At 55.1% G+C, this 16,554-nt stretch carries 13 protein-coding genes and 1 pseudogene; 7 read left to right on the top strand and 7 right to left on the bottom strand.

Annotated elements, in window-relative coordinates; genetic code table 11:
- Nucleotides 1-39 precede the first annotated feature (39 nt).
- Entirely contained in the window at nt 40-621 is a 582-nt protein-coding gene (locus A5774_RS11900; protein WP_369815495.1) for an acyl-CoA dehydrogenase family protein, read from the top strand.
- A gap of 30 nt (nt 622-651) precedes the next feature.
- On the opposite strand, the pseudogene A5774_RS01480 reads toward A5774_RS11900, so the two are convergent.
- Together A5774_RS01480 and A5774_RS01485 are read right to left on the bottom strand one after the other, a co-directional pair.
- Nucleotides 652-1,536: pseudogene (locus tag A5774_RS01480) on the bottom strand (acyl-CoA dehydrogenase family protein); the annotation flags it as partial.
- Between the two features lie 119 nt (nt 1,537-1,655).
- Nucleotides 1,656-2,951, bottom strand: coding sequence for an acetyl-CoA C-acetyltransferase (locus A5774_RS01485; RefSeq protein WP_021352752.1), 1,296 nt, complete (start codon nt 2,949-2,951; stop codon nt 1,656-1,658).
- A 159-nt stretch (nt 2,952-3,110) separates the two neighbouring features.
- Between A5774_RS01485 and A5774_RS01490 the strand changes: the two genes are divergently transcribed.
- The 5 genes from A5774_RS01490 to A5774_RS01510 all read left to right on the top strand — a co-directional run bounded on the left by A5774_RS01490 (nt 3,111) and on the right by A5774_RS01510 (nt 9,163).
- Nucleotides 3,111-4,427, top strand: coding sequence for a 3-oxoacyl-ACP reductase (locus A5774_RS01490; protein ID WP_064833110.1), 1,317 nt, complete (start codon nt 3,111-3,113; stop codon nt 4,425-4,427).
- 32 nt (nt 4,428-4,459) lie between these two features.
- Nucleotides 4,460-5,464 (top strand): MaoC/PaaZ C-terminal domain-containing protein, encoded by a 1,005-nt coding sequence (locus tag A5774_RS01495; RefSeq protein WP_064833111.1) that lies wholly within the window; start codon nt 4,460-4,462, stop codon nt 5,462-5,464.
- A 155-nt stretch (nt 5,465-5,619) separates the two neighbouring features.
- Complete coding sequence (locus tag A5774_RS01500) at nt 5,620-6,819, top strand: Xaa-Pro peptidase family protein (RefSeq protein WP_082936048.1); 1,200 nt, start codon at nt 5,620-5,622, stop codon at nt 6,817-6,819.
- 357 nt (nt 6,820-7,176) lie between these two features.
- A complete protein-coding gene (locus A5774_RS01505; protein ID WP_064833112.1) occupies nt 7,177-8,493 on the top strand; it encodes a DUF2254 domain-containing protein in 1,317 nt (438 codons plus the stop codon).
- 178 nt (nt 8,494-8,671) lie between these two features.
- On the top strand, nt 8,672-9,163 hold the full coding sequence (locus A5774_RS01510) for a helix-turn-helix transcriptional regulator (protein WP_021352747.1): 492 nt from the start codon (nt 8,672-8,674) through the stop codon (nt 9,161-9,163).
- A gap of 396 nt (nt 9,164-9,559) precedes the next feature.
- Here A5774_RS01510 and A5774_RS01515 read toward each other — a convergent pair whose 3' ends face one another.
- A complete protein-coding gene (locus A5774_RS01515) occupies nt 9,560-9,841 on the bottom strand; it encodes a hypothetical protein (protein ID WP_197490212.1) in 282 nt (93 codons plus the stop codon).
- A gap of 95 nt (nt 9,842-9,936) precedes the next feature.
- Entirely contained in the window at nt 9,937-10,119 is a 183-nt protein-coding gene (locus A5774_RS01520; RefSeq protein WP_156519516.1) for a hypothetical protein, read from the bottom strand.
- Between the two features lie 100 nt (nt 10,120-10,219).
- On the opposite strand from A5774_RS01520, the gene A5774_RS01525 reads away from it, so the two are divergent.
- Complete coding sequence (locus A5774_RS01525) at nt 10,220-12,028, top strand: DNA methyltransferase (RefSeq protein WP_231892304.1); 1,809 nt, start codon at nt 10,220-10,222, stop codon at nt 12,026-12,028.
- 105 nt (nt 12,029-12,133) lie between these two features.
- Here A5774_RS01525 and A5774_RS01530 read toward each other — a convergent pair whose 3' ends face one another.
- From A5774_RS01530 to A5774_RS01540, 3 genes are read right to left on the bottom strand one after another with little or no spacing between them, the layout of a single operon-like run.
- Nucleotides 12,134-13,690, bottom strand: a complete 1,557-nt coding sequence (locus A5774_RS01530) for an AbgT family transporter (protein WP_021352743.1) — start codon at nt 13,688-13,690, stop codon at nt 12,134-12,136.
- A complete protein-coding gene (locus A5774_RS01535) occupies nt 13,674-14,966 on the bottom strand; it encodes an amidohydrolase (protein ID WP_064833115.1) in 1,293 nt (430 codons plus the stop codon). The genes A5774_RS01530 and A5774_RS01535 overlap by 17 nt, the downstream gene beginning before the upstream one ends.
- A complete protein-coding gene (locus tag A5774_RS01540; protein ID WP_064833116.1) occupies nt 14,966-16,270 on the bottom strand; it encodes an amidohydrolase family protein in 1,305 nt (434 codons plus the stop codon). Before A5774_RS01540 ends, A5774_RS01535 begins: the two co-directional genes overlap by 1 nt.
- Between the last annotated feature and the right edge of the window lie 284 nt (nt 16,271-16,554).

The raw sequence follows: 16,554 nt of genomic DNA on the forward strand, positions 1-16,554 counted from the left end.
GCCGGTCTGGCAGCCACCCGCACCGCCAGCGACATCGCCATCCGCTACGCCAACCGCCGTCGCCAGTTCGAAGGTGGCGAAAAGGGCGTCGAAAAGCGACTGATTGATTACCGTCAACACCGCCGCCGTTTGCTCATCCCGCTGGCGCGCACTTACGCGCTGACGCTGCTGCAAAACCGCATTCTGGAACGCTACGACGACATGCTGAATAAGCAGGCCAGCGGACAGTGGTCGGTCACTGACCCCACCGAGGAACAGCTGTTTGCCTCCCGCGAGATGGAATCGCTGGCTGCCGCCGTCAAGGCCGCATCCACCGAGCACGCGAACAAGACGCTGCAAGAAATGCGTGAAGCCTGCGGTGGCGCCGGATATATGTCCGAAAATCTGCTGACCACCCTGCGTGCCGACGCCGACATTTACTCCACCTTCGAACTGGCGACGGCGGTTGGCGTAGCGGATGGCGATGTCGCTGGCGGTGCGGGTGGCTGCCAGACCGGCACCACCGACGGTGATGCGGCCGCGGATCAGCGTGCCCAGCATGGTGAAGAAACGGCGGTTGCGCGAGTCAATCGGCGAGACGTAGGTGCCATCTTCTTCGACGTCGCCGAAGCGGTTCAGTAGGTTTTCGCGTGGCACGCGCACGTTGTTGAACAGCAGAGTTCCGTTGTCCACGCCCAGCAGGCCGCCCTTGCGTCCATGGTCACCGATTTCGACGCCGTCGAGCGGGTTGCCGTCCTCGTCGCGGATGGGCACGATCAGGCAGTGCACGCCGTGGGATTCTTCTTCGCCTGGGGTGTAGAGCTGCGCGAATACAGCAGCCATGCGGCCGTCGCGGCCCGCGTTGCCGATGTAGACCTTGCGGGCCGAGTCAGTTGGGCTGTTGATGATGAACTCGTGAGTGTCTGGGTCATAGGTCGCGGTGGTTTCCAGCTCTTGCACGTTGGAGCCGTGGCCGCGTTCGGTCATGGCGTAGCAGCCGAGTAGTTCCGCGTTTTGGATCTTTTCGATGTAGTGGCGGTGGCGCTCGCTACCGAGGTTGTCGACCGCGCCACCCCACAGGCCCCACTGCACACCAGATTTGATGGTCAGCGATGGGTTAACCGCACCAATGGTCTCAATTCCTGACACCGCAGCCAGCGCATTGCCGGAACCACCGTTTTCCTTAGAAAAAGAGTGGCGGGATTCGCCGGATTCCACCAGGAACTTGATGTGCTCGTACATGCGGTCGCGTACCGCATCGATGCCGCCATCGAGGTCGAGCTTGAGGTCTTTTTCTTCCAAAGTCTCGCGCACTGCTTTGCGGTAGGGGGCGGCTTTACCGTCGAGAAGTGTCTGCAGGCCCGCTGCGGCAGAGTGGTCTGGTTCTTTCGGCAGGGTGCGCGGCGAGGACGGCTCCGGGGTGCCCTTGGCCGAGTTGGTCTCCAGGTCAACGTCTTTAACACCAGCACCTTTAGCACCGCTGTCTTTAACGCCGTTGTCCGAATCTTTGCCCGAATCTTTGCCCAGGTTCTTGGCAAATTCTGCGATGCGGTTCATGGGGGTTCTCCTTCCAGGAGGGTCTTACTCGGGTTGTTCTCACGCTGGTTTAGCGTTTAGCGCTCAGCATTCAGCGTTTAGCGTTCAGCATTTAACTTTCAGCGCTCGGCGTTCAGCGTTTAGCGCTCAACGATCGCGGTGATGCCCTGTCCACCAGCGGCGCAGACGGATACGAGTGCGCGGCCGCCACCGTTTTCTTCCAGGGTCTTGGCGACGGTTGCCAGGATGCGTGCACCGGTGGCTGCGAATGGGTGTCCGGCTGCCAGTGAGGATCCTTTGACGTTGAGTTTGTCGCGATCAATAGCACCCAGTGGTTGGTCCAAACCGAGCTTTTCACGGCAGTAGTCTTCGTCTTCCCAAGCTGCCAGGGTGGCCAGGACCTGGGAGGCGAAGGCCTCGTGGATTTCGTAGAAATCGAAGTCCTGCAGGCTCAGGCCGTTGCGCTCCAGTAGTCGTGGCACGGCGTAGGTCGGTGCCATCAGCAGGCCGTCGTCGCCATGCACGAAGTCCACACCGGCTACTTCGGAGTCCACCAGGTATGCGCGGACTGGGATGTTGTGCTGCTGTGCCCATTCTTCGCTGGACAGCAGGGCGACGGAGGCTCCGTCGGTCAGCGTGGTGGAGTTACCAGCCGTCATCGTGGCTTGGGCGCCGTGGCGTTCGGCATCTTTTTTGCCAAATACTGGCTTGAGCTTGGCGAGCTTGTCGACGGTGGAGTCTGGGCGCAGGTTGGTATCGCGGGTGACACCCAAAAATGGGGTGATGAGGTCGTCGAAAAAGCCTTCATCGTAGGCCTTGGCCAGCTTCTGGTGTGATTCCACAGCCAGCTGGTCTTGCGCCTGGCGGGAAATGCCGAATTTCCGGGCGGTGATTGCGGCATGCTCACCCATCGACAGGCCGGTGCGTGGCTCGGAGTTGCGTGGGGTTTCTGGTGCCAGGTCTTTCGGGCGGATGGAGCCGATCAGCTTCAGGCGCTGGGTGGCGGTTTTGGCGCGGGAAAGTTCCAGCAGGGTGCGGCGCAAGCGGTCACCGACGGCCAGTGGTGCGTCGGAAGTCGTATCGACACCACCGGCGATGCCGGATTCGATGCGTCCGGCTGCGATGGCATCGGCCACGTGTACGGCTGCTGCGATGCCGGTGCCGCAGGCCATCTGGATGTCCGTGCCTGGGGTCTGCGAATCAAGCGGGGAGCCTAATACGCATTCGCGTGTCAGGCTGAAGTCCCGGGAGTGTTTCAGGACGGCACCTGCGGTGACTTGACCAACCCGCTCATCCTGCAGCCCATAGCGCGCTACCAGGCCGTTAAGGGCTGCGGTGAGCATATCTTGGTTGGATGCGGAGGAGTATTCCTTGTTCGATCGGGCGAACGGGATGCGGTTGCCGCCCAAGATCGCGACTTTTCGGCGCTGGGTCATAATTTTCTCCCTTGTTTTGTCTCAGAAAACAGTCTGCTTGCTGCAGTTTTTCCGTGACCCTAGGATAGGGTGCCAGGATTCACTTTACACAATTTCGTGTAACCTTAATCACGCATGACCATTCGTACAATTCGTCTCTACCCCTACAGGAGGCCCATAATGGCGAAAAAATCCATGTTGGAACGCGTCATTAACTCAGACTTTGGCGCAAAACTCGGCATCCCCCAGGGCACCAAGCTCCGCCGCTACACTCCTGGCGAGCCCTTCCTGGATGGTCCCGTAGTGGTAGGTGGTGGCGATCTTGCCGACGACATCCGTTCCCTACTGCAGGTGGACTACCAGCTTCTCGACGCCGAGGCGGATTCCAAGCGCGCCGCCATCGTCTTCGACGCCACCGGCATCACCCGCCCGGAACAGCTGCACGAACTCTACGATTTCTTCCACCCGCAGATGCGCAAGCTCGGCGCTTCGGGGCGCGTCGTCGTGATCGGTAATAACCCGGATGACCTGGAAGGTGATGCCCGCATCGTCGCGCGCTCCCTGGAAGGTTTCTCTCGTTCTATTTCTAAAGAACTGCGCAAGGGCGCCACCGGACAGCTGGTCTATGTTGAGCCCGGCGCGCCTATCACTACACTGGAATCCACTCTGCGTTTCCTGCTGTCTGGCAAATCTGCCTTTGTTTCCGGCCAGGTTATTCGCGTTTCTGCGACCGAGAACGAGAACGTGGACTGGGAACGCCCGCTGGCTGGCCAGCTGGCCGTAGTTACCGGCGCCGCCCGCGGTATCGGTGCCACCATCGCCGAGGTGCTGGGCCGCGATGGCGCTGATGTCATCTGCATCGACATCCCGCCGGCTGGCGAGGCATTGGCCGAGGTTGCCAACAAGGTGAAAGGCACTGCCCTGCCACTGGATGTCACCGCAGATAACGCCGCCGAGTCCATCACCGAGCACGCACAGCAGCGTTACGGCAAGGCCGTGGACATCATCGTGCACAACGCTGGTGTTACCCGCGATAAGCTGCTGGCGAATATGAACGAGGGCCAGTGGCAGATGGTGCAAAACATCAACCTGGTGGCCCCGGTACGCATCACCGAGCAGATGCTGGAAAACGGCGGCCTGGCAGCAGATGCCAATGTCGTCGGTATCTCGTCGATGGCGGGTATTTCCGGCAACCGTGGCCAGACCAACTACGCCACCACCAAGGCCGGCATGATCGGGCTTGTCGACGCCTTGGCCGAGAAAATGGCAGCCGCTGGCGGCACCGTCAACGCTGTGGCCCCCGGATTCATCGAAACCGCAATGACCGCCGCTATGCCTACCGGCCCGCGGGAGATCGGCCGTCGTATCAGCTCGCTGAACCAGGGCGGTCTACCAGTCGATGTTGCAGAAACAGTCGCGTTTTTCGCTAGCTCTGGCTCCCGCGCGGTCAATGGCAATACCGTGCGCGTGTGCGGCCAGAACATCATGGGTGCCTAGGAAGGCATAGAGGAATAGGAAGGGTCTTGTTTATGACTGCACAGAATTCCCGCAACTACACCAAGCTGGCCGAAGTCCCCGACATGTCGAAGCTGCTGCGCGGCGTCGTCAAGGACACTCTGCCGGTGTTGGGCACCAAGCGCCACGCCACTGGTGACCCGCAGGCGGCGTTTGAGGTCGCGAATTTCACTGTGGACCGCGAGCACCTAGCCGCCTATACCCGTGCGACTGGCCTGCGCTATAGCAGCGAACTGCCGATTACTTACCCGTTCGTGCTGTCCTTCCCGCTGTTTTTGCAGGTGATGCTGGCGCCGGACTTCCCGTGCCGGGCAGCTGGCACGGTGCATTTGACCAACGAAATTGAGCAGACCCGCCCGCTGCGCATCGACGAGCAACTGACCCTGCGCGTGCACGCAGAAAACCTGCGCCCGCACCGCAAGGGTTTGTTGGTGGATTTCATCAGTGAGATCTCTGTCGACGGCGAGCTGGTGTGGCGTCAGACTTCGGCGTTTTTGGGCATGGGTGCGAAGTTCTCTGCGCAAACGCCGAATGAGGTGCGCACCCGCGGCGAAGATTCCGGCTCCTTGCTGGAGCGGTTGGACGTTGCCGACGAGACCGCCACGGTGAATTGGAAGGTGGACCGCGACATCATTGATGACTACGCGGAAGCCTCTGGTGATAAGAACCCGTTGCACGTGTCCAAGATCGGCGCGAAGGCCTTCGGTTTCCCGGCCCCGATTGCCCACGGCATGTGGACGGCGGCGAAGATGGTCGCTGGTTTGGAAGGCGAACTGCCCGGCGCGCTGCGCTACACGGTGGAATTCCAAAAGCCAGTGATCCTGCCAGCCCGCATCGCGTATTACACGTTCCGCGGCGAAGGTGCCCAACCAGGTCCCGCTACCAACACCCCAGCTACCGACGCCGCTGCTACCGAGGCGCCAGCCACCGACACCCCAGCTACCTGGAACGCACAGGTAACCAAAGGTTCAGATCCGAAGAAGGTGCATGCCGTAGGCAAGTTCGAGGCTCTCAGTTAGCACTCGACTAACGCTCGACTAGCTCTCAACTGGCACCTGCCGGGAGTTTTATACTCCTCACACACCAGAAACCTAGGCCCGATTCGCTGTTATTCTGGCGGAAAAACCCGTTCATAAATAACGAACAAAACACCACGAATCGAAAGGCCTAGGTTTTGTCGTCTCACAATAATTCCACCGCCGCTGACTCTGCTGCTGGCGCCGCCGCTAATTCTGCTGCTAACAGCACTTATATCCCCGTCACCGCGGATCATTTCCGCGCTCGCTTAGCCAAAGCGGAAAAAATCGTCGCCGACCAAAACTTAGCGGGTTTCCTGGTCAGCCCGGGCCCAGAGTTCCAGTACCTGACTGGTTCCACGTTTAGTTCCCACGAGCGCGCCACCTTCCTGGTGCTGCGTGCGGACAAAGAACCAGTGGCGGTGTGCCCGGAGACCGATGTGCTGACGCTGCAGCAGGAAAACCTGGACGAGCTCGGCTTCCGCTTCGAGGCCTGGCGCGACGGGCAGTCCCCGTATGAGATCACGCGCAAACTGTTGGAAGAAAACAGCGAGCACAAGGCCGTAGCGGTGGCTAATGCGATGACCGCCGATCACGTGTTGCGCCTGGATGCTGTGTTGCCGAACCACAGCATCGAATTGGGTTCGGATGCGATGAGCCAGTTGCTGTTAGCCAAGGGCGAGGAGGAAATCTCGCAGTTGGCGGCCGCCGCGGCCGCGATTGACCGCGTGCACGAGCAGGTTCCGGCGTTGCTTCGCAACGGCGTCACCGAGCGCGAAGTGGCCGATAAGCTGCATGATCTGATCTTGCAGGAGCACCACAGCATCGATTTCATCATCGTCGGCTGTGGCGAAAATGGCGCGAACCCGCACCATTCGTTCTCGGACCGCGTGCTGCACACGGGCGAGCCGGTGGTCGTCGACCTGGGCGGTGCTTTTGGCGATGGCTACCGCTCGGATTCCACCCGCACGTATGTGGTCGATGGTGCCGTCGACAAGGCCCCGCAGGAATTCCGCGATGCCTATGAGGTTGTTACCCGCGCGTTCCATGCTGCCCGCGAGGCCGCGAAGCCGGGTGCGACGGCGGAGTCGATTGATCGTGCTGCCCGGGAGATCATCACGGAGGCCGGCTATGGCGAGAACTTCAGCCACCGCTTAGGCCACGGCATTGGCTTATCGACGCACGAGGATCCGTTCTACCTGGAGGGCAATAAGCAGCAGGTACAGGAAGGCTTCACATTTTCCATCGAGCCCGGCATTTATGTCGAGGGCAAGTGGGGCATGCGCCTGGAAGATATTGTGGTGCTGGAAGAAGATGGCCCACGCCACCTGAACCAGCAGCCCCGCGAGTTGCGGTAATTCGCGAGACTTCGTGAGCTGAATCTATGCCCAGGGAAAGCCTTGAAGCTCGGTTTGCTCTCGGGGACGTTGCTTAAGCACGACTCGATCACATAGGCTTGTACTATCAAGACCGGTTCCGCTGCTCTTCGTAGCAGTCCAGGGCCGGTCCTCATTTTTCTTCGGTCGTTTCTAGGGGTGAAGCGCCCCAGGTTTTGTTCCATCTGAGTAGACGGGAAGATCCCGTATCATGCTGAAAAGAAACTGAGGATGCTGCGAAAGCCCGTGCCGTCTTCCCAGCAGCAAACGTTATCGCCGAAAATGCACGGCCAGGCGGGAAAACAGACCAGATAACAACCAAAGAAAAGGCCTTGACGAGTGGGTAAAATACTGGCATTTGTACGCACGATCCCGGAACAGTTCTGGTTCGTCCCGGCTTTGTTTGTCATGGCCGCCATTGTTCTTTCGCAGATGCTCGTCAGCTTGGACCACATTGACTATGAGCTGCCGGGTTTCCTGCATGATCTGTTGTTCGCCACGGGTGCCGACGGTGCGCGTTCGCTGCTTTCTGCCGTCGCCGCGTTCCTGGGTGTGGCGGGCACGGCCTTTTCCATCACCATTTCGGTGATCAGTACTGCGTCGACGACGTATGGCCCTCGTTTGGTGCGCAATTTTATGCGCAACCGCAATAACCAAATTGTGCTGGGCGTTCTCACCGCAACGTTTGTTTATACCTTGCTGGTGTTGCGCACCATCAAGTCCGCTGACGACGGTGATGGCGAATCCTTCATCCCGCACATGGCGGTCAATGCCGCGATTATTTTCGGCGTTATCGATGTTTTTGTTTTTGTCTGGTTTATCCACCACATCGCCAGTTCGGTGCAGATCGAAACTATCAGCACCCAGGCGTGTAAGGATTTTGAACGCACGATTAAAAACACCTGGCATGATCCGGACGACGACGGTGTCGAGTGCTTCCCGGCGCCCACGGAAGGCGGCGGGCTGGTTGCCGCGCACCAGAGTGGGTTTTTGACTCGCATCGATTACGACATGTTGCGTCGTGATGCCGAAAGCTGCAACGTGAACGTCAGCCTGCTGGCACGGCCGGGCGATCACGTGGTGGAGGGTGCGCCGCTGGCTCAGGTGTGGCCGGAGCAGCGTGCCGACGCCGTCGCCAAGGCCTTGCGCGATCACTTGCACCTCAGTACTTCCCGCACCACGGAGCAGGATTTGCGTTTTGCGCAGCAGCAGTTGGTGGAGTTGGCTTTGCGTGCGATGGCGGGTGGCACGGATGATCCTTATACCGCGATCACGGTGTTCCAGCAGATCACCCCGGGCATTGTCACGGCAGTCAGCCGGAGCGAAGATGCGAATGTGCTGCTTGACGACGCCGGTGCACCCCGCGTGTATCTGCGCCCGGTGACTATCCAGGAGATCGTCGATATGCCATTTGACCACGTGCGCCCGCATGCCCTGGGCTTCCGAATTGTGGCAGAGGCCCTCGTAGATCTGGCCCACCACATTCGCGCTAACGCGAAAGATCCTGTGATTGCGCAAAGCGCGACACAGCACGTCGCCACCATCCTGGAAGAAGCCCAGGACCAGCTCAGTGCGCGCGATATGCAGCTGCTCCGCGAACACGCACAGACCAATTTTTACGACGCATTAGGCTCTGACGGCTCACAGCACAGCTAACCTGAGCTAAACCTGCGCCACCCCACCGGCTTTGCGATAATGGAGTAATGACTCGCGCCACATCCACCACGCAACGCCTAGAACGCTCAACAATCCGCCACAACCTCTCGCAATTTGTGGTGCGCTGGCGCGAACGAATCGCCGCCTAAGCACACAAATTAAACTAAGAGGAAAAGACATGAGCATCATAGACCCAGCAACAGTAAGGTACTGTCTTGCCCAGGGCATGACACAGACCGAGCTGGCGCGCGAGTACGGGGTGACCCGGCAGTACATTCACAAACTGGCCAAACAGGCTGGACACGAGCCGTTGAGAACGATTGTTACCGAAAACTTTCCGTGGCCGATCAAACCAGAGTTTTCACAGAACAACCTTTACCAGGTGTTAAGAGTGATAGGCACATTCAACCTTGATCCAGAAGCCATAAGCGATAACACCTTGAGAAGGGTGAGGGCGGTTCTACGTAAGCTACGGAACTTCAACACCGTGATCGACTGCGACCCCGGCTATCCAGCCGTACCTGGGTTGGTGAACACGGCAGGGTTTGCGTATGTGCCGCGTGCAGAAAGCGATGAAAACTTCATCGTAAAAATCAAGCCCGAAACAAGAATCACACCTATCGGCAGAAAACTTTGGCGTATGCCAGAAGGAGTGCCGGGAATGAACTAATGGTTTGGCTGAACGCCCCAGGTTTTGTTCCATCTGAGTAGATGGAAAAATCTTTGAACTTTCCCAAGAAAATTATCCAGGATGCCAAGGATTAAGTGGTTCGTCTCGTAGAAGACCGTTCTGGCAGAGAGCCTTTCGATGCACCCCACGTGCCCAGCTGTGGCCCCGCAGCTGGGCGTGTCGTGGCATGTTGCTCGGCGATGCGCCCGGCTCGCCCAGCATGAAGAAGGACAGGTTGCGCAACTCGGAAGGCACGAGTCGAACTCGTAACGTTCCTAGCCCACCTGGTGCTGCACTGCGATATTGCGCTGACTGCGTGAGCGGTCTTGGGGATCAGCGACTGTGGCCCGCTGCAATGTCGACAAACTGCCGGTCACCCCACGAAAGTCTTTAACGCTAGCGTTTCACGTCCGGCGGCCATGGTGGGCTCTTGGTGAGCCCCACCTCCTTCGCAGTAAGCGGCATTGATGAATCCAAGGCAGCCATCGCCTTGTACTTGGTGAGAAATTGCTCGCGGCTGCCGTTAAAGCCGCCGGCCTCGATTGCCCACCACAGCAGCTGGATCGTGTCAGCGTGCTGAATGCTCCCTCCGGGCGAAAACTGACCTCTGCGTTGCGCTTGGGTGAGCACCTTTGCCTGTTTCTTGATGACATTGGTGCCGTCTGTCTCGTCGCACACGAGGATGACTTGTTCACCCGCGCGAGCGCGACGCAACTAGGGAACGCAGTCGGTGGTAAGGAACTTGAAGATCGGCCCTGTGTCAAGGATGTGCATTACTCCGCGCCGTCCATAAGCGCCGACAGCTCCTCAGAGGTTCGCCGCTCACCTGTGTCCTTGGGACGGGGCGCCGACACGGCTGGCGCCTCGACAGGAATGATTCCCTCCTTAGCCAGGGCTGCCTTCGTGGTTGAGGCATCGGGATCGCCGCTGAGCTTAGCGATAGTTGAGGAGGCCACGCTCCCCTGGCGGTAGCCCTCTATGGCCCGTGTCATGAGGCTCTGCGGACCGCGAGGCTTGCTCGACTGATCTCAAATAAGCCCCGCCATCTTCGGTTCTTTGTTCCAGTTGGTGAAGTCGAAGGAAGCGCGTCGACATTCTGGTGAGCATTACACCAGTGAGAAGAATATTCTGAAGACGATCGAGCCGTTGTTCCTGGATGAGTTGCGCGCAGAGGCTCGCCGTTTGATCAATTCAAAGTCCACGAGCGTAAAGAAGCTGCGGGAATTCCGCGATAGCCTGGCGAACAACATTTATTGCGACCCTGCTTGTGGTTCCGGAAACTTCCTGATTGTGGCCTACCGCGAGCTGCGCAAGATTGAGACGGAGATGATTGTTGCTATCCGTGAGCGTGAGGGCAGCGCGGGCAGCATGACTTTTGATATTTCGTGGGAGCAGAAGCTTTCCATTGACCAGTTCTATGGTTTTGAGATCAACTGGTGGCCGGCGAAGATTGCCGAGACTGCCATGTTCTTGGTGAATCATCAGGCAAACCGGGAGCTTGCCGACGCCATCGGCCTGGCTCCGGAACGTTTGCCGATTAATATCACCGCGCACATTCACCACGGCAACGCCTTACAGCTGGATTGGGCGGAGATCCTGCCGGAAACCAATGGTCAGACCTATATCTTTGGTAACCCGCCGTTTATTGGGCAGTACACCAAGACTAAGGAACAGACAGCTGATATGAAGCGTGTCTGGGGCAAGGATTACGACGGCTACCTGGATTACGTCACTGGCTGGCACGCGCAAGCACTGAACGTACTACAGACGCGCCACGGCGAGTTCGCTTACGTAACCACGAACTCGATTACACAAGGCCAGCCGGTTCCTGCGTTGTTCGGCCCAATCTTCCGAGATCACTGGCGCATCAAGTTTGCCCACCGTACATTTAGCTGGGATTCAGAGGCACCCGGCAAGGCCGCGGTGCATTGTGTGATCGTCGGGTTCAGCCGGAACACCAGTGTGAAGCCGCGTCTGTGGGACTACCCAGAACTTCGTGGCGAAGCCGTCCCCGTTCCGGTGGAGAAATCCATCAACGCTTATTTGGTCGACGGGCCAAATATCTTGGTAAAAAAGCGGTCAAAACCACTGGCAGACATTCCGCCTGCACGGTTCGGTTCGAAGCCTGCCGACGGAGGTAATTTAATCGTCGAATCTAATGATTACCCTGAAGTCGCTAATGATGCAGTAGCTGCAAAATATTTACGCCCCTTCCGCATGGGACGTGAGTTAGTTCGAGGACTCGATCGTTGGTGCCTATGGATGGATCATGAAGGCTTTAATCCGGTTGATCTGAATAAATCTGCCATCCTTAAAAACCGAATTGAAAATGTCCGCCAATTCAGATTAGCCAGCAAGAAGCAAGCAACACAGGATGCTGCGAATGTTCCATATTTATTTCAAGAGGTACGACAACCGGACTGCAGTTACGTGGGCATACCATGCGTAGTTTCTGGAAACAGAAAATTTTACACCGCATACGACCCCGACGGGTTACTGTTTGCATTAATTTCTTCATCTATGTTTATGACATGGCAGCGAACTGTCGGCGGACGACTAAAATCTGATCTGAATTTTGCTGCAACATTGACCTGGAATACTTTTCCAGTGCCAGATATTGACAACACCAGTAAAGAACGGATCATCGCAGCGGGCAAAACAGTTGTCGAAGCACGTGAACTTCATCCCGAGAGATCGCTTGCCGACCACTACAATCCGCTCGCCATGGACCCTGCTCTGTTGAAGGCCCACGATTCCCTCGACAAGGAAGTCGATAAGGCATTCGGTGCGCCGCGAAAACTCACCACTGAGCGACAACGCCAAGAGCTGCTATTTGAAAACTATTCGAAACTCAGGGACAAATAGATCGATAAAGACATCCAATGCTCTGATTCGTCAAAACTATATGCGCAAGAGCTTAAAAGGCTTTTCAAGCTCTTGCGCATTCAGCTGCCTACCATCTAGATTCGATTAAAGATGCGGATGCACTCCTGGACCGTAGGGAATTCCAAGAAAGTAGAATGCATACAGAACCAGATTGAAGACAATAAAGAAGCCAATCGAATAAGGCATCATTATTGACATATATGTACCTATACCAGCGTTTTTATCGTACTTCCGCATGTAAGCAAGAACCACCGGCATATACGGGAAGAGGGGTGTAACGATATTAGTTGACGAATCACCGATGCGATAAGCAGCTTGAATAAAGCCTGGATTATAGCCAAGTTGCATGAGCATCGGCACAAAAATTGGTGCTTGAAGCGCCCACTGAGCTGAACCCGAAGTAATTAAGAAGTTAAGAAGTACGGTGAAAACCGAATAAGCAAAAATCAGCCCAATCCCCGTAAAGCCGACTGTTGTAAGCCAATCTGCCCCTGTCACCGCAATCCACAAACCAAGGTTTGACCATTTAAAATACTCAATAAACTGAGCAATTGCAAACACCATCACGATATATGATCCCATGCTTGACATGGCTTCTGCCATGTGCTTTGAGACATCACCAGAAGATTTAATTTTTCCGGCCATAATTCCATAGCTCACGCCGAGAACCAAGAAAAAACCAAGTAACAGAGGAATAATTGAGCTCAAGAACGGCGAATTTACGATTGATCCGTTCTCTCCCCGAAGCGGAGAAGCTGGAAACGCGACAACAATTGCAATGAAAGCAATATATAGAAGACCGAATAGGCTTGACCGCCAAAAAGCTTTATGCTCACGTGAAGTAAGCTCCCTCTGCACCTCTTCATCATCTTCCGAACTAGATTCATTATCTTCATTAGCTTGGTAAACACCTAGGCGTTTCTCAACTACGTTGTTAGTGATCCACCCACCAATAAGGGTCAGAAAAACTGTACAGACAATGTTGAAGTACCAGTTAGCTACAGGCGAAACAATTACCGTGTCGTCGACGATTTTCGCTGCCTCAGTCGAAATCCCAGCCAACAACGCATCCGTGCCGCTTACGAACAAGTTAGCGGTAAAACCACCGGCCGCACCTGCGAAACCTGCTGAAATACCTGCAATCGGATGACGTCCAACCTTAAGAAATGCTATTGCCATAAGTGGGGGGATAAGCACCAATGCAGCATCCGATGCGAGATTTCCAAGGATACCGATGAATACTGCCAGGTACGGCAAAAATCCTCTCGGCACGCGAGCAACTGATTTTCTGATCGCTGTGTCAAGATAGCCAACTTGCTCAGCAAGACCAATGCCTAGCATAATCCCCAGGACCAGCCCCAGTGGAGCAAACCCTGTAAAATTATCAAGCATTGAGTCAAGAATATATATCAGGCCTTCACCCGTCGCCAGAGATTTAACAGGCGTATCTTCATTCGTCTGCGGGTGTATGACGCTCGCATTCAGCGCTTGCCCTATAGCAGATATGACGATCACGAGAACGGCAAGCGAAACGAACATTAAGAATGGATCCGGTAGCTTGTTACCAACTTTTTCGATAGCATCGAAAAATCGCGTTGATAAATCCCGTTTTTCTGTCTTGTTTTTAGTCGACTGATTCATGGGTTCCTTCTTCCTTTAATAGCGACTTAAGCGCAGAGGAAATAACAGATACGGCTAATGGGATTACTTTCTCATCTATGTCGAATTCGACGGTATGGTGGCCATTTTTCTTTTCGGAGCCGAACAAAATATAGGTACCTTGCCCCCCATTCTTTTGGACACGTTTGATCATTGTCATTGCATCCTCCGACCCTGTGAGTTTGTATTCTGCAATAGTTGCACGATCGACTTCTGCCACTTCAGTAGAAGAATCCTGTATCTGCGTTGCAAGTTCTATATCTGGCGCACATTCCGCAGCATGTCCAACTATCTGGGATGAGACCTCTACTCGCTGCATACATGCAGCTCCCTCAAGTATGCATTTAGCCCGCTCACCCAGACCTTCATTTACTTCACTCGTCGAACCACGGGTTTCAAACTTCAAAATTGCTTTATCTGGTGTAACGTTACGTCCAGTTCCTGCTTCCAAAACACCAACATTGATCCGGCTTATGCCTCTGCTGTCTCGTGGCATCGCATGCAAATTTAGAGCTGCGGTTGCAGCTGCAAGTAAGGCATTCTCCCCTGCTTCTGGGTCGTTACCAGCATGCGACGCGGTACCGCAAAACGTCGCATCATACTTAGTGCTAGCTAAAAAACCAGATGCCGCACACTCAACATGCCCTAATGGCATTCCAGCCCGCATATGTATTGCGATTAATTTATCTATGTCATCGAGCATCCCCGCATCGACAAGGGATGCGGCTCCTCTCAAACCTTCTTCGGCGGGTTGAAAGATGATTTTGATTTTGCCACTAAGGCCCACAAAATTATTTGCAACCCATTGCGCAACACCTAGACCAATTGCAGCATGCGCATCATGTCCGCACGCATGCATAGCACCATAATTCTCAGAGGCGAATCCCCCCATTACTGGTGCATGGTTCGGGTCATTTGATTCTATTAGGTCATTTGAATCAATATCTACACGTAACCCAACGGTAGGGCCAGGCGTCCCTGTATCAAACGTAGCGATTGCCCCTGTGTACCCATTCCCGATTACATCGATGACCTTTGGATCGGCACCTCGTTCCAAAGCTTTTTGCTTATATATAGAAAGTACTTCTCCATTTGGGACTCCGAGCCTCTCGCCAACTGTATGGATTGTAGGACCGAATTCCACATCAAAATTGAGAGCACCTAGCGCCTCAACCAGTTGCGCAGTAGTGAGATACTCGCACCATCCCGGCTCAGGATACCTGTGTAAACTCCGGCGAAATGCAATCAGATCAATCATTAGGCCCCCTGACCAAGTTCGAACAAGCCACCGACTTCAAAGATTCTTTCTTCATCTTTTACCACTCGGCCACCTTGAATAATTCCAATAATCGACTCAGGTTTAGCAAGCATGTGGATGTTCTCCAGCGGATCTATCCTAGTCAGTACTAAATCAGCAGTTTTACCCTTTTCCACGGTTCCGATTTGGCTATCAAGCCGTAAAAGCCGTGCAGCATTTATCGTTCCGGCTTGAATCGCTTGCATCGGCGATAACCCTAGATCAACAAGGTGGCCGAGCTCCTTTAGGTTCTGGCCATGTGGGCAAACACCGGCATCAGTTCCCATCGCAACTTTTACGCCTGCTTTTATTGCACGTGATACATGAGCTTTTGCAGTCGCACTCCACACAACCTTCTTCTCATAAAGGTAATCGGGGACGACCTTGGGGTCTGGCACCCTCAAAGCTGCTGAAAGCGTTGGCACCAAATAAACGTCGTTTTCTTTCATATAAGAGATACCTGCATCATCGATTTCGTACCCGTGCTCGACACTTGTGATACCGCCACGAAGCGCGTGATGAATACCCTCGCACCCTTGTGCGTGGGCTGCGACCGGTTGGCCCGCTCGCTTAGCCATTTCTTCAACGATAATTGCAACCTGATTATCAGTGATTCCGACATCGTTTGGAGTGTCTGTTGGACTTGAGACGCCACCTGTGGTGCATACCTTAATTACGTCTGCACCATCGCGAACTAAACGCCGCACACGCTTTCGAAGTTCATCGTCGGTATCTACGACAGGATCAACCACAGCCAAGCCAGGATCAACATTTTGCCCATTAGGTAAACAGAAATCTGTGTGCCCTCCAGTCGGAGACAAAGGAGCAATTGCAATATGCATACGAGGGCCAAGAATTTTTCCATCTGAGATCGCCCGCCGGTAACCTGCATCAATCCCGCCAAGGTCTCTCGCGGTGGTTACACCGGCCATCAAGGTCTTCCGTAAATTAGCGGCTGTATCAAGTACGCTCTCAACCGCAAGACGGCGCTGCAAGTATGCAGGGTCCAATTCCAAATTAACCCCGAAATGAAGGTGGGCGTCGATAAACCCAGGAAGCAAAAACGCTCCATCCGCATTTATCAAAGCCACATCTTGACCACGCTCCACCGATACGGAACTGTCCATAACTTCTGCGATTACGCCGTCTTTGATGAGAACGCTGGCGCCTTCCCTGACATGGCCTCCGGTCCCATCAACCAAATTTACGTTTGTAATACAGAATGAGTTTTTCGCGACAGGGGTTTTGGGAAATAGCGCGCGCATTCAGTCCTCCTACTACTTATGAAGCTGGTCCCATAATTCCTCAAAGTTTCTCATAGACTCAGGTCACTAATCCACAAAGGGGGTGATCTGTTTAATTATTCCCAGAAAAAGTACCCCCAATTTCATTATATTCATCCATCGAAAGGCCAACTGCCTGCAATGTAACCAAGCCTACAAGCGGATCAAGTGACATAAACCGATAAATAGGCGATACTGAGACGCAGTTAACTATTGCCAATTCAGATGCCAACAGCGCACTTCAGATGGCAAGATTGAAAGGTAGC

Origin of the sequence: Corynebacterium sp. EPI-003-04-2554_SCH2473622 (genome assembly GCF_001665955.1) — a bacterium.
GTDB lineage: Bacteria > Actinomycetota > Actinomycetes > Mycobacteriales > Mycobacteriaceae > Corynebacterium > Corynebacterium pseudodiphtheriticum.

Excerpts from the sequence above, each read along its gene's own strand:
- A5774_RS01485 (WP_021352752.1), bottom strand. The coding sequence starts at position 2,951 with ATGACCCAGCGCCGAAAAGTCGCGATCTTGGGCGGCAACCGCATCCCG.
- A5774_RS01490 (WP_064833110.1), top strand. The coding sequence starts at position 3,111 with ATGGCGAAAAAATCCATGTTGGAACGCGTCATTAACTCAGACTTTGGC.
- A5774_RS01495 (WP_064833111.1), top strand. The coding sequence starts at position 4,460 with ATGACTGCACAGAATTCCCGCAACTACACCAAGCTGGCCGAAGTCCCC.
- A5774_RS01510 (WP_021352747.1), top strand. The coding sequence starts at position 8,672 with ATGAGCATCATAGACCCAGCAACAGTAAGGTACTGTCTTGCCCAGGGC.
- A5774_RS01530 (WP_021352743.1), bottom strand. The coding sequence starts at position 13,690 with ATGAATCAGTCGACTAAAAACAAGACAGAAAAACGGGATTTATCAACG.
- A5774_RS01535 (WP_064833115.1), bottom strand. The coding sequence starts at position 14,966 with ATGATTGATCTGATTGCATTTCGCCGGAGTTTACACAGGTATCCTGAG.
- A5774_RS01540 (WP_064833116.1), bottom strand. The coding sequence starts at position 16,270 with ATGCGCGCGCTATTTCCCAAAACCCCTGTCGCGAAAAACTCATTCTGT.